Origin of the sequence: Pseudomonas sp. URIL14HWK12:I6, assembly GCF_000514195.1 — a bacterium.
Classification (GTDB): Bacteria; Pseudomonadota; Gammaproteobacteria; order Pseudomonadales; family Pseudomonadaceae; genus Aquipseudomonas; species Aquipseudomonas putida_A.
The window spans coordinates 16,411-29,862 of sequence record NZ_AZVL01000010.1 but is presented as its reverse complement, the minus strand read 5'-3'; the positions used below and the strand labels follow the sequence as shown (position 1 = coordinate 29,862).

Below are 13,452 nucleotides of genomic sequence, written 5' to 3'. Positions count from 1 at the left end.
TGTATTAAAAGGCCTGCAGCGCTGCCGACGGGTTCATCCTGAGGTCGTGCAATACACCTGACTATCGATAAAAACTCATCGAAGCCATGACACCGACGCATGCCTCGTTGCGAGGCATGCGCTCACCTTTTTCGGGCGCTCAGAGCGCGCGGATCACGTGTTTGATTTCCTGAAACGCAGCCAGGCCCCACGGCCCCAATTCACGGCCGATGCTGCTCTGCTTGTAGCCGCCCCACGCCGTCTGCGGGAAGATCACTTGCGGCGCGTTGAGCCATACAAGCCCCGCCTGCAGGGCGTTGGCGACGCGGTCGGCGGTCTCGGCGTTACGCGTCACCACACTGGCGACCAGCCCGAACTGGCTGTCGTTGGCCAAGGCAATCGCCTCGGCTTCGCTGCTGAAACTGCGCACGCAGAGCACCGGGCCGAAAATCTCTTCACACCACAACGCACTGTCGAGGGGCACATCGGTGAACACCGTCGGCTGCAAAAAATAGCCGCGCGGCAGATGCGCCGGACGATTGCCGCCGCACACCAGCTTCGCCCCGGCACTCAAACCGCGGTCGATGTGGCCGAGCACACGCTGGTATTGCGCCTGATTGACCAGCGCGCCCATCTCCACGTCCGGGTCGAACGGATCGGACACGCGAATCGCTTGCGCGCGCTTTTGCAGACGCTCAAGAAACTCATCGGCCAGCTCATCGGCGACCAGCACCCGGCTGGTGGCCGAGCACATCTGCCCGGCGTTGAAGAAACCGCCGCCGCAGGCCAGTTCCACCGCCAGTTCCAAATCGGCATCTTCAAGCACCAACAGCGAAGATTTGCCGCCCAGTTCCAGGCTCACGCCCTTCACCGTTTCGGCGGCGCGCTGCATCACCTGCACGCCGACGGCGTTGCTGCCTGTGAAAGAGATCTTGGCGATGCGCGGGTCCGCCGACAGCGGTGCACCGACCGCCAGACCGGTGCCGCAAACCAGGTTGAACACACCGTCGGGCAAGCCGGACTCGGCAATGATCGCCGCCAGTTCCAGCTCCGGCAGCGGCGTGACTTCCGACGGTTTGAGCACCACGCAGCAACCGGCGGCCAAGGCAGGCGCAAGTTTCCACGCGGTGGTGACCATCGGGAAATTCCACGGCACGATCAGCCCGACCACACCGCACGGTTCACGACGCAGACGCGCGCTGAAGTCATCGCTGGGCAGCGCCACGTTGCTGTCGAGTTGTGCGTCGAGGCCTTCGGCCAATTCGGCGTAATACTCGAAAGTGGCGATCACATCATCGACATCGATCGCCGCTTCGAATTGCGGTTTGCCGTTGTTGCTCGACTGCAACTTCATCAAGTGGTCACGACCGTTGCGCACGCCGTTGGCGATGTTGCGCAGAATCGCGCCACGCTCGGCGCCAGTGGTTTTCGACCAGCGCTTGAACGCTTCAGTGGCGGCGCTGACGGCCAGATCAACCGCGCGTTCATCGCCGCCATTGACCGTGGTCAGCAGCGCTTCGGTGGCCGGGTTGATCACCCGCAGATGCTCACGCCCGGCCGACCAATGACCGGTGATGTACAGGCCATCGAGGGTGGTTGGGAAATTGATCATTGGGCCACCGCCTGCATCCATTGGCTCTGGTCGATTTCGATCAGGGTCGGGCCCTGACGATCGATGGCAGCACGCAGCGCGCCGCGCAATTGTTCAACCGTGCTGATCGCTTCGGCGGCGCAGCCAAGGGCCTTGGCCACACCGATGAAATCCGGGGTGTAGATATCGACGCCGACCGGTTCGATGGCGCGGTTGACCATGTACTTCTTGATCTCTTCGTAGCCCTGGTTATTCCACAGCAGGACGATTACCGGCGTGTGCGCTTCAACCGCGCTGGCCAGTTCCGGCAAGGTGAACTGCAAGCCGCCGTCGCCGATCAGGCACACCACTGGCGGACGAGCGCCACCCTCAATGCCGCCACCGAGCCACGCGCCAATAGCCGCCGGCAGGGCATAACCGAGGGTGCCGTAACCAGTGGACGAGTTGAACCAGCGCCGTGGTCGCTCCGGGTTGAAGGTGAGGTTGCCGGTGTACACCGGTTGTGTGGAATCGCCAACGAACACTGCGTCCGGCAATTCGTGCAGCACGGTTTCCAGAAAACGGGTCTGGGCCAGGGTTGGCGCATCCCAGGTCGCGGCCAGTTCATCGCGCAGACGCGCTGCCCGCACCTGGCCCCAATCGTTACGCCGCTCGGCCAGCGCCTGCTGCGACAGTGCGCCGAGCAGTGCATGCGCAGCGTTGCGCGAGTCGGCGACCAAGGCCACGTGCGGCGGATAGTTGCGCACGGTCTGATCGGCGTCGATGTCGATGCGCAGCAACTTGCCGGGGATTTCAAAGCCGCCGGCGAAGGTCACGTCGTAATCGGTTTCGGCCAGTTCGGTACCGATCGCCAGCACCACGTCGGCATCGGCCACCAGTGCGCGAGTGGCGACCAGGCTTTGCGTCGAGCCGATCAGCAACGGATGGCTGGAGGGCAACATGCCTTTGGCGTTGATGGTCAGCGCCACCGGGGCGTCGAGCAGCTCGGCCAGTTCGGTGAGTTCGGCGGCGGCATCGATCGCGCCGCCACCGGCGAGGATCAACGGACGCTGAGCGCCGGCCAGCAAGTCAGTCATGCGCCGTACGGCAGCCGGTGCGGCCCCGGCGCGGTCGATGTGCACCGGAATGCTGGCGAGCAGTTCATCGGCTTCTTCCACCAGCACGTCCAGCGGAATCTCGATGTGCACCGGACGCGGACGCCCGGCCTGAAACAGTGCGAAAGCACGGGCCAGCACGCCGGGCAATTCCGCCGCCGACATCAGGGTGTGGGAGAACGCAGCGACGCCACCGACCAGCGCGCTCTGGTTCGGCAACTCATGGAGTTTGCCGCGACCGCCACCCAACTGGCTGCGGGTCTGCACGCTGGAGATCACCAGCATCGGGATCGAGTCGGCGTAGGCCTGGCCCATCGCGGTGGTGATGTTGGTCATGCCTGGGCCGGTAATAATGAAGCACACACCCGGTTTGCCGCTGGTGCGCGCATAGCCGTCAGCCATGAATCCGGCGCCCTGCTCGTGCCGTGGAGTGACGTGGTTGATGCTCGAACGGGCCAGCCCGCGATACAGTTCCACGGTGTGCACCCCGGGAATGCCGAACACCTGCTCGACCCCGTAATCCTCGAGTAACTTGACCAGTACTTCGCCACACGTCGCCATGTCGATTGCCCTTTTGTCAGCTGAAAACACAGATCCCGTGTAGGAGTGAGCCTGCTCGCGATGACTTCGGTGCATTCAACATCGCAGTGACTGACACATCGCAATCGCGAGCAGGCTCACTCCTACAAAGAGCCCTTGAATGGGCTCATTGAACGGGCGGCAGGTAGCGGCAACAATCGATTAAAAGTCATACTAGCCATGTCCTCACGTCATACCTTGGATCCACATGAAACGACTGCCTCCCCTGCCCGCCCTGCACACATTTCTGATTACTGCGCAGTGCTGCAACTTCACCCGGGCGGCCGAGCAGTTGCACATCACTCAGGGCGCGGTGAGCCGGCAGATTGCCGGGCTGGAAGCTCATCTGGGGTATGAGTTGTTCATCCGTCTGGCCCGAGGCCTGGAGCTGACCGCCGAAGGACGTGAATGGCTGCCCCGGGTGGAGAAGATCTTCGGCTTGATCAGCGAGGCCACCGAGCAGATCGGGCGCAAGCGGCAAACCCTGCAACTCAAGGCGCCAAGTTGCGTGATGCGCTGGCTGGTGCCGCGCCTGCTGCAATGGCAAAAGGAACGCCCGGACGTGCCGGTCAAACTGACCACTACACTGGCCCATGGCGTCGACTTTCAGCGTGAGCAATTCGATGCGGCGGTGATATACGGCACGCCGCCGGACAACTCCTCGACCGCGCTGCATCTGTTCGATGAGCAACTGACACCGGTCTGCTCGCCAGCATTATTGAAAGGCCCACCGGCGCTGAGCGAACCGGCCGACCTGCAACAGCATCTGCTGCTGCATCCGACCCGCGACACCCAAGACTGGACGGTGTGGCTGACCGCCGCCGAATTGCAGTTGAGCAACGTCAACATGGGGCAGCATTTCGAGACGCTGGATCAGGCGATGTCGATGGCGTCGCATGGGACGGGTGTGGCGATTGGCGACTGGTCGCTGATCGGCGATGACCTGCGCGCCGGACGGCTGGTGATGCCGTTTGATCTGAAGGTGAAGACGGGGCTGGGCTACTACGTGGTGATGCCACAAGGCGGCGAGGCGTCGCCGCAATTGGAGGAATTGATGATCTGGCTGGTGGAACAGGCGCATACCCGCTGAAGTATACAGATCCCCCTGTGGGAGCGGGCTTGCTCGCGAATGCAGTGTGTCAATCACTTCAAATGTCGCTGACACACCGCCTTCGCGAGCAAGCCCGCTCCCACATTGGGTCTGCGTCGTTGCTTAATACCCGACGGTAAACCGCTGACGCGAATGCTTCGGCGTTTCCACTTCGTCAATCAGCGCAATCGCGTAATCGGCGAAGGTGATCCAGCTGCGACCTTCAGCACTGAACAGCAAATGATCCTTGCCAACGCGGAAGGTACCGGTGCGCTCACCTTCGACGAACTCTGCCGATGGCGAGAGGAAAGTCCAGTCCAGATCCTTCTCCTGACGCAAGGCATCAAGAAACGCCGCGCCCGCGCTGGCCTCGGTTTTGTACTCAGCGGGGAAACCGGCGCTGTCGATCACTCGGGTGTCGTCCGGCAGCAACAGCGAACCGGCACCGCCAACCACCAGCAGACGCTTCACACCCGCCTGCTTCACCGGGCCGACCAAGGCACTGGCCGGTACCGTGGCGAAATGCGCGGCGCTGATCACCACGTCGTGACCGGCCACTGCCGCTTGCAGCGCCGTCGAATCCAGCACATCGACATTCTTGCTGACCACACCGCCACGCGCGCCGATCTTCGAGGTGTCGCGGGCGATGGCAGTGACGCTATGCCCGCGACGCAGGGCTTCTTCCAGCAGTTGGCTACCGGCACGGCCGGTGGCACCAATGATTGCGATCTTGCTCATGACATTCTCCAGTTGGCTTGAGAGTGCTGCGTTTTCAGAATCGGGTTACCACTTCATCTCGCCCTTGGCGACTTTGGCGCTCAGCTCCAGCGAGCTTTCTTCGCCGAGTTTCGGGTAGCGCTTGTGCATGGCCTTGATCAGTGCGGCGGAATCCTTGGCCTTGGCGGTTTCTTCGTCGAAAGCCTTAATGTAGTCGGCGGTGAATTTCACGCTGGCCAGCGAGCGGCTGCTCTCGCCCAGGTAGTGACCCGGCACCACGGTTTTCGGCTTCAGGGTTTCGATCGAGTGCAGGGTTTGCAGCCAGTCGGCGTGGGATTGCGCGGTCTGGGTATCAGCCATCCACACATGAATGTTCTCGGCGACCACGACGCCACCGACCACAGCCTTGAGCGACGGAATCCACACGAAGCTGCGATCCGGTTGTTTGCCTTCAAGACCGACCACCTGCAACTTCTGCCCTTCGAGCATCAGGCTGTCGCCCTTGAGCACGCCCGGCACGATGGTTTTGGCCGGTACGTCGGCGCCCATTTTCGGGCCCCAGAAGGCGAGTTTGCCGGCGACGGTTTTGTTGATGTGATCCACGGTCGGCTGCGAGGCCAGCACTTCAGCGTCGGGGAAGGCCTGGGTCAGGGTGTCGAGGCCGAAGTAGTAATCCGGGTCACCGTGGCTGATGTAAATGGTGGTCAGATGCTTGCCGCTGGCGCGGATCTTCTCCACCACCTGCTCGGCCTGGGCCTTGCCGAATTGTGCATCGACCAGAATCGCGTCTTTCTCGCCGCTGACCAGCACCGAAGTCACCGGGAAAATCGCGTTGGTGCCTGGGTTGTAGACATCCAGGGTCAGATTGGCGGCAGCGGCGTGGGCCGCGAAACCGAGGGTGGCGGTGGCCAGTAAAACGCGCTTGAGGGTAGTGAAGCCGATCATCTGTTGCTCCGTGGTCCGAATGCCGTGTTTGGCGATGGGACAGAGCTTAGTTGCCTGACTCGGTACAAAAAATGCGATGCTTGGACATAGTTTGTTTCTGAAAGCGGGCAAATCATGGATCGTCTTCAAGCAATGCGGGTGTTTGTCACAGTGGTCGATCTGGGCAGCCAGTCGGCGGCAGCCGATCATCTGGACCTGTCACGGCCAGTGGTGTCGCGCTATCTGGCGGAGCTGGAAGACTGGGTCGGTGCGCGCCTGATGCACCGCACCACGCGCAAATTGAGCCTGACTGCCGCTGGCAGCGAAATCCTGCCGCGCTGTCGGCAGATGCTCGAACTCTCGACCGACATGCAGGCGGCAGTCAGTGAACCACACGATGCACCGCGAGGATTGCTGCGTATCAGCGTCAGTACTTCGTTCGGCCAGGCGCAACTGGCCGATGCCATGGCGGCGTACGTCAAACGTTACCCCGGGGTCAGCATCGACCTGCAGATGCTCGACCGCACGGTGAATCTGGTGGATGAACGCATCGATCTGGCGATCCGCACCAGCAATGACCTCGATCCGAACCTGATCGCCCGGCGCCTGACCGTGTGCCGCTCGGTGGTCTGCGCCGCACCGACTTATTTGCGCGACAACCCGCCACCGCAACGGGTCGAGGACCTGAGCCGACACAACTGCCTGACCCACTCCTACTTCGGCAAGAGCCTGTGGCATTTCGAGGAGGACGGCGAGCCCGTGTCGGTCCCGGTGCAGGGCAACATCAGCGCCAATGAGGCCAGCACCCTGTTGCGCGCGACCCTGGCCGGCGCGGGGGTGGCGATGCTGCCGACCTATCAGGCCGGGGTGCATGTGCATGCCGGTGAACTGGTGCGCCTGCTGCCGAATGCCGAGCCGCGGCAGATGAACATCTACGCGGTGTACGCCTCGCGCAAGCACATGCCGGCGGCGCTGCGCAGCATGCTGGATTTTCTCGTCGAACGATTCCCGGAAAATCCCGAATGGGATATGGGCCTGTAAATCCGATGCCCCTGTGGGAGCGGGCTTGCTCGCGAAGGCGGTGTATCAGTCTGGATCGTCATCGACTGACACCACGCCTTCGCGAGCAAGCCCGCTCCCACAGGGGGGATGTCACATAGGCCGGGTTTGTGGCTGGCAACTCTATGCCGCTGACCTATGCTGAAAGTAATACCGCAGGGTATGCGTTCAGAGGTCTACGCCATGAACATCAGAACAAGAAGGTACTTCGCGATTTTCATCACCTGCGCCGCCACGCTGGCGCTGTACGGCACCGCGGCCTGGCGGGTCGAGCAACTGCGACAACTGCCGCGCGAATACGCCAGCTGCAATTTCGAGCGCTGTATTCCGCACAATGCGACGCTGAATGCATTGCGCTGATTGACCTGAGCTGGAATGCGATCCTGTGGGAGGGGGCTTGCTCCCGAATGCGGTGTGCCATTCAGCATTGATGCACACTGATACACCGCTTTCGGGAGCAAGCCCCCTCCCACAGGATATCGCCAGGTTTACAGGATCACTGCTCGGCCTTCAGCCGGTCGCGGAAGGCCTTTGGCGAAATGCCCACCCTGCGCCGGAACAGGCGCGTGAAGTTGGTCGGATCGGAAAACCCCAACAACTCCGACATCTCGTAAATGGTCATGCTGGTGTAGGTCAGCAAACGTTTGGCTTCCAGTAACTGGCGTTCGTGCATGATCTGCAGCGCTGGCTGCCCTGCCAGTTCGCGGCAGGTGCCGTTGAGGTGTGATACCGAAATCCCCAGACGATGGGCCAGGTCTTCGACCTTCACATGCTGGCGGTACGTCTCCTCCACCAATTGAATGAACCCGTTGAGGTATTCGCGCTGGCGTTGCGGCCGCTGGCTGGCGTTATGGCGCACGAGCGCCTGACGGCTGACCCAGACCATGATCACGCTGACCAGCGAATGCATGAGCATTTCCCGCGCGGGTTGATGGCCGTTGTACTCGGCCTGCAACGCTGAAAACAGACTGTTCAGGTACTCCGCGTCCTTGCCCGCCGGGTAGTGCTCGGCCTGGGCCAGTGCGTGCACCGAACTGCCCAGTTGCGCCTGCAGGTGATTGATCAGCGGATTGGCGAGGGTGACGACGAATCCTTCGACGTCCTCGGAAAAGCGAAAGCCATGCACCGACAACGGTGGCAGGACTTGAATCGCGGGTTGGTTGAGCTGCGTGCGTTGACCTTCGATTTCAAGCTCTGCCTGACCTTTGAAGACGAAGAGCAACTGGCACAAATCGGCGTGGCGGTGGGGTTTGATTTCCCATTGATGTTCGCGGCTGCGTTTGGAAATGGTTTCACAGTGCAGCAAGTCAGGGGTCGGCCAGTCCAGGCTTTCACCGTAGAGCTTGAACACCGGAATCGAAGGCAGGTCAGGCTTGTTCATCACTTCAATCCAGGCCTCGAGGTTGCGGGCGATAATCGCACCGATTGGCAGAATGTACAGGTATCGGCTCAGTTTTCACCTTCAATTGACAGACCCGCAAGGGAAAAATGCAAGCACTCGATCCATAAAAATCATTCACCGGCTCCTGTCGCGTGAAGCTTGCGAGTCATAAAAACAATGAAAACGCTGAAAACCCAAGTCGCCATCATTGGCGCCGGTCCGTCCGGATTGCTCCTCGGTCAGTTGCTGTACAACGCCGGCATCGACACCCTGATTCTCGAACGCCAGACACCCGACTATGTCCTCGGACGAATTCGCGCCGGCGTGCTTGAACAAGGCATGGTAGAGCTGTTGCGCCAGGCCGGTGTAGGCGCGCGCATGGATGCCGAAGGGCTGGTGCACGCCGGCTTCGATCTGGCACTGGATGGGCGTCTGGCACACATCGATCTGCAGGCTTTGACCGGCGGCAAAACCGTCATGGTTTACGGTCAGACCGAAGTCACGCGCGACCTGATGGCCGCTCGTCGGGAGGCTGGCGCACTGTCGTTTTATGAAGTGAGCCATGTCGTTCCACACGGCATGAAAAGCGACGAGGCCTTTGTCACCTTCGAAAAGGATGGCGAAACCTGGCGCGTCGATTGCGATTACATCGCCGGTTGCGATGGTTTTCATGGCGTGGCCCGGCAGTCGATTCCCGAGGCCTGCCTGAAGATCTTCGAGCGGGTCTATCCGTTCGGCTGGCTGGGGATTCTCGCTGACACCCCGCCAGTGCACGAAGAGCTGGTCTACGCCCGGCACGAACGCGGCTTCGCCCTGTGCAGCATGCGTTCGGCCACCCGCACCCGTTATTACCTGCAAGTACCGGCCGAGGAGAACGTTGCCGACTGGTCCGACGAGCGCTTTTGGGCTGAGCTGAAAACACGTCTGCCCGCCGCGCTTGCCGAGAAACTGGTGACTGGCCCGTCGATTGAAAAAAGCATCGCGCCGCTGCGCAGTTTTGTCGTCGAGCCGATGCAGTACGGACGGATGTTTCTGCTCGGCGATGCCGCGCACATTGTGCCGCCCACCGGCGCCAAGGGCCTGAACCTGGCCGCCAGCGATGTCAGTACGCTGTTCAACATTCTGCTGAAGGTTTATCGCGAAGGGCGCACCGATCTGCTGGAGAAATACTCGGAAATCTGCCTGCGCCGGGTATGGAAAGCCGAACGTTTCTCCTGGTGGATGACCTCAATGCTGCACCGCTTCGACGAGCATGATGATTTCAGCCAACGGATCAGCGCCTCGGAACTGGACTACTTTGTCAGTTCAGAAGCGGGTCGAAAAACCATTGCAGAAAATTACGTCGGACTTCCGTACGAGGCTATCGAATAGCCTGCTACCGACTTACACTGGCGAGCATCCACCCGCGCGCAATGGCCGTGCGGGTCCATCACTGCCCGCAGGCTCGCCCGTGACCAATCTCAATCACCCTGAAACGCCCAAACCGGCCATTCGCAGCGTGCTGGTCGCGTTGATGATGGCGATTTTTCTCGGCGCGCTGGACCAGACCATCGTCGCCGTCTCGATGCCCGCCATCTCCGCACAGTTCAAGGACGTCAGCCTGCTGGCCTGGGTGATTTCCGGGTACATGGTGGCAATGACCGTGGCGGTGCCGATCTACGGCAAGCTCGGCGATCTGTACGGACGGCGCAAACTGATGCTGTTCGGCATGGGCCTGTTCACCCTCGCCTCGCTGTTCTGCGGCATGGCGCAAAGCATGGAACAACTGGTGCTGGCGCGGATTCTCCAGGGCATCGGCGCCGGCGGGATGATTTCGGTCAGTCAGGCAATCATCGGCGACATCGTTCCGCCGCGCGAACGCGGACGTTATCAGGGTTATTTCAGCAGCATGTACGCGGTGGCCAGCGTCGCCGGGCCGGTGCTCGGCGGCTACATGACCGAATACCTGTCGTGGCGCTGGGTGTTTCTGATCAATCTGCCACTGGGGCTGGGCGCCTGGTGGGTTGCCAATCGCAATCTGCGCGGCCTGCCGATTCCGCAGCGCAAACCGATCATCGACTACCTCGGCACGCTGTTGATGATCATCGGTTTGACCGCCTTGCTGCTGGCCATCACTCAGGTCGGTCAGGGCCATTCGTGGCGCAGCAGCGAAGTGCTCGGTTTGTTCGCCTGCGCGGTGCTGGTGCTGGCGGTGTTCGTGTGGCATGAACGCCGGGCGCGTGAGCCGCTGCTGCCGATGCACTTGTTCACCAACCGCAACGCGTTGCTGTGCTGGTGCACGATTTTCTTCACCAGTTTTCAGGCGATCTCGCTGATCGTGCTGATGCCGCTGCGCTTTCAGAGCGTCACCGGTGCCGGGGCCGATGCGGCGGCGTTGCACTTGCTGCCGCTGGCGATGGGCCTGCCGGTCGGCGCTTATTTCGCCGGACGTCGGACGTCGGTGACCGGTCGCTACAAACCGCAGATTCTGACGGGCGCACTGTTGATGCCGATCTCGATTCTCGGCATGGCGTTCAGCCCACCCGATGCGACGCTGGTCAGCAGCCTGTTCATGCTGCTCAGCGGGATTGCCGGCGGCATGCAGTTCCCGACTTCACTGGTGGGTACGCAGAACTCGGTGGAGCAACGCGACATCGGCGTCGCCACCAGCACCACCAACCTGTTCCGCTCGCTGGGCGGCGCAGTGGGTGTGGCGTTGATGTCGGCGCTGTTGCTGGCGTTGTTGCAGGATTCGAGTTTCGCCCATCTGGCGAGCAACTCGCTGCTCAGCGAGGAGCATTCGGGCAATGTGCTGCTCGACGGTTTGAACGCCGCACCGGGCGATGCGCAGAACGCCTTGCGCGCCGAACTTTCGGTGACGTTCCGGCATCTGCTGTGGGTGAGTACGGCGGTATCGCTGCTGGGGCTGGCGGCGGCGATTGCGATGCCAAACAACCTGCTGCGCGGGCGCGAGCACGGCGCCAAATAGGCACAGGTGCCATGAAAACCTGTGGGAGCGAGCCTGCTCGCGAAAGCGGTGTGTCATTCAACTGTGATGTCAGCTGACACTATGCCTTCGCGAGCAGGCTCGCTCCCACAGGGGGGCAAAGGTGTTTTCAAGGACTGTAGTAACCCACCGCCACAAGAAAATGGCCGACCTTCTTCAGGTAGGCATGCTTGTCCTCGACCTTGCCGGTCACCGGGTTTTTCCAGCGGTATTCGTATTCACCGTCATCCTGTTTGGCGATCAGCGCCAGAATCGGCTCGCCCACCGGTTTGCCTTCCGGGTCCTTGATCTTGCTGAAATCGGTGTTGATCAAGCGCAGGTTGGTGCCGTGGGCAACGTAGCGTTGGGTGTCCAGATCGACCACGAACACGTACAGGTCATCCTGCAGATACCCGCCCTTGAGCGAGTTGATGGCCGTCAGCGTGTCCTTCTCGTTTTTCCCCAGATCGGTTGCAGCCTTGTCGAGAAGTGCCTTGGCCTGCTCGGCTGAAGCACGCGGCAGGTAATAACCGACGGCCAGAATGCGCTGACCGATGCGCTGGTAATACACATGTTTGCGCTCGACCTTGCCGTCCGCCCAGTTCTGCCAGCGGTATTCGGCCTGTTGAATGCCGTTGCCTTCCGGCACCAGCAAGGCGTCCTTGAAGGCTTTCTGCAAATCCGGCGCAAGCACTTCGCTGACGTCACGGCCGATCAAGGCTGAGGACGGCCCGCCGCTGGCGAGCATCACGCCTTTGGTGTCGACCACGAACACGTAGCGATCCTTGTCGACGAACTCGCCCTGACGGCTGAACGCGGCGAAGGCCTTGTCGCCATTGTCGTGGTAATAGGCCAGAGCCTTTTCCAGCAAAGCAATGGCAGCCTTGCTGTCGTCCTTCTGCGCGGTGGCGGCGTTGACCTGCCCTGCCCCTACAAAAAGCATCACCCCGAGCCACGCCACTTTATGCAAAAACCCCATAACGCATCCCTCGTTCTTGTTGGTGTTTCAAGAGCGTAGACGGCTTGGGGTCGGACGGAGCGCCGAATCCTGTAGCGAGGGGATTTATCCCCGATGGGCTGCGCAGCAGCCCTGATGGAGAGAACACATATTTTCTGACACACCGAGCTGATGGTTTGGGCGCTGCTGCGCAGCCCCATCGGGGATGAATCCCCTCACCACAAAGGTCCCTGGCTACAGTTCATCAGGCCCTATGGCCGGGCATTGATCTGCTGCTGCAGGTTCTGGATCTGCGCCTGCAGGGTGTTGAGGTTGCGGGTCATCTGCCCGCGGAATGCGTCGAACTCGGCGGTATTGCCGCCACCCTGCGCAGCGGCCGGGCGGTTGTCCTGCTCACTCTTGAGAACGACGATTTCCTGCTCCAGACGCTCGATCGCCGCGCTCGGATTGCCTTGCTTTTTCAGCGCGGTGATATCAGCGCCGAGGCTTTTCAGCTGCGCGTCATAACTCTTGAGCTGAGCGTCGACCTTACCGGTGTCGGCCGGGGCGCTTTTCAAGGTCGCCAGTTCGGCGCTCAAGGCTTTGACCTGAGCCTGCAACTGACTATTGGCGTTCTGTTGCTCGGTGGTCTGCGCGGTCATCTGTGCCAGACGCTTGTCCAGATCACTGGTCTGACCGACCACGCCTTGCTGCTGTTTGCTCTGATCCAGCAACTGGGTTTCCAGCTGTTTGATCTGCAGCTTCAACGCTTCGCTGTCGCTGTTGACGTTGCTCTGGCTGGCGACGACCTTGCCGGAAATGTCCTGCAGGCGCCCCGCCGCTTCCTCGCTGATGCGCGCAAAGCTTTCCTGGGTCGCGACCAATTGCTGCTCCATCAGCGAAATCTGCTGGAAGCTCCACCAGGCCAGACCGATGAAGGCGAAGAACAACGCGCCGACCAGTGCCCACAGCGGCCCGGTACTCGCAGCCTTGACCTTGACCACCGGCGGCGTGCGCGAGTGCACCGAGGTGCGAGCGGAGGGCGGAATGTCATCGTCGTCAAAGGTGTCGGCCCGCAGGCTCGGTACATCGTCGAAATCGTCGTTGGCATCGTTACGCATGGACATTGAGGCAAC

Annotated in this window: 12 protein-coding genes; 5 read left to right on the top strand and 7 right to left on the bottom strand. The window is 61.3% G+C overall.

Features of this window, described 5'->3' with window-relative positions; all coding sequences use genetic code 11:
* Positions 1-139: 139 nt before the first annotated feature.
* Both H043_RS0114680 and H043_RS0114675 read right to left on the bottom strand, forming a co-directional pair.
* Positions 140-1,591 (bottom strand): aldehyde dehydrogenase family protein, encoded by a 1,452-nt coding sequence (locus H043_RS0114680; RefSeq protein WP_049827889.1) that lies wholly within the window; start codon positions 1,589-1,591, stop codon positions 140-142.
* Positions 1,588-3,225, bottom strand: coding sequence for a 5-guanidino-2-oxopentanoate decarboxylase (locus H043_RS0114675; protein ID WP_027612488.1), 1,638 nt, complete (start codon positions 3,223-3,225; stop codon positions 1,588-1,590). Before H043_RS0114675 ends, H043_RS0114680 begins: the two co-directional genes overlap by 4 nt.
* A gap of 226 nt (positions 3,226-3,451) precedes the next feature.
* Between H043_RS0114675 and H043_RS0114670 the strand changes: the two genes are divergently transcribed.
* The gene (locus H043_RS0114670) at positions 3,452-4,333 is read left to right on the top strand and encodes a LysR substrate-binding domain-containing protein (RefSeq protein WP_027612487.1); all 882 of its coding nucleotides are present in this window, start codon (positions 3,452-3,454) and stop codon (positions 4,331-4,333) included.
* 123 nt (positions 4,334-4,456) lie between these two features.
* On the opposite strand, the gene H043_RS0114665 is transcribed toward H043_RS0114670, so the two are convergent.
* Complete coding sequence (locus H043_RS0114665; RefSeq protein ID WP_027612486.1) at positions 4,457-5,071, bottom strand: NAD(P)-dependent oxidoreductase; 615 nt, start codon at positions 5,069-5,071, stop codon at positions 4,457-4,459.
* 45 nt (positions 5,072-5,116) lie between these two features.
* Positions 5,117-5,995 (bottom strand): MBL fold metallo-hydrolase, encoded by an 879-nt coding sequence (locus H043_RS0114660; RefSeq protein ID WP_027612485.1) that lies wholly within the window; start codon positions 5,993-5,995, stop codon positions 5,117-5,119.
* A 114-nt stretch (positions 5,996-6,109) separates the two neighbouring features.
* Between H043_RS0114660 and H043_RS0114655 the strand changes: the two genes are divergently transcribed.
* Both H043_RS0114655 and H043_RS30420 read left to right on the top strand, forming a co-directional pair.
* On the top strand, positions 6,110-7,015 hold the full coding sequence (locus tag H043_RS0114655) for a LysR family transcriptional regulator (RefSeq protein ID WP_218187165.1): 906 nt from the start codon (positions 6,110-6,112) through the stop codon (positions 7,013-7,015).
* Between the two features lie 201 nt (positions 7,016-7,216).
* Positions 7,217-7,393 carry a hypothetical protein gene (locus H043_RS30420; protein ID WP_007964044.1) on the top strand — a complete coding sequence of 59 codons (177 nt, stop codon included), beginning with the start codon at positions 7,217-7,219 and terminating at the stop codon, positions 7,391-7,393.
* Between the two features lie 136 nt (positions 7,394-7,529).
* Here the strand turns inward: H043_RS30420 and H043_RS0114645 are convergent, their stop codons facing one another.
* Entirely contained in the window at positions 7,530-8,414 is an 885-nt protein-coding gene (locus H043_RS0114645; protein WP_007964041.1) for a helix-turn-helix domain-containing protein, read from the bottom strand.
* A 177-nt stretch (positions 8,415-8,591) separates the two neighbouring features.
* On the opposite strand from H043_RS0114645, the gene pobA reads away from it, so the two are divergent.
* Together pobA and H043_RS0114635 are read left to right on the top strand one after the other, a co-directional pair.
* A complete protein-coding gene (gene pobA, locus H043_RS0114640) occupies positions 8,592-9,785 on the top strand; it encodes a 4-hydroxybenzoate 3-monooxygenase (protein WP_027612483.1) in 1,194 nt (397 codons plus the stop codon).
* A gap of 79 nt (positions 9,786-9,864) precedes the next feature.
* Positions 9,865-11,382, top strand: coding sequence for an MDR family MFS transporter (locus H043_RS0114635; protein ID WP_027612482.1), 1,518 nt, complete (start codon positions 9,865-9,867; stop codon positions 11,380-11,382).
* Positions 11,383-11,509: 127 nt separating this feature from the next.
* Here the strand turns inward: H043_RS0114635 and H043_RS0114630 are convergent, their stop codons facing one another.
* Entirely contained in the window at positions 11,510-12,358 is an 849-nt protein-coding gene (locus H043_RS0114630; protein WP_027612481.1) for a cache domain-containing protein, read from the bottom strand.
* 230 nt (positions 12,359-12,588) lie between these two features.
* Positions 12,589-13,443, bottom strand: a complete 855-nt coding sequence (locus H043_RS0114625; RefSeq protein ID WP_027612480.1) for an ATPase — start codon at positions 13,441-13,443, stop codon at positions 12,589-12,591.
* Between the last annotated feature and the right edge of the window lie 9 nt (positions 13,444-13,452).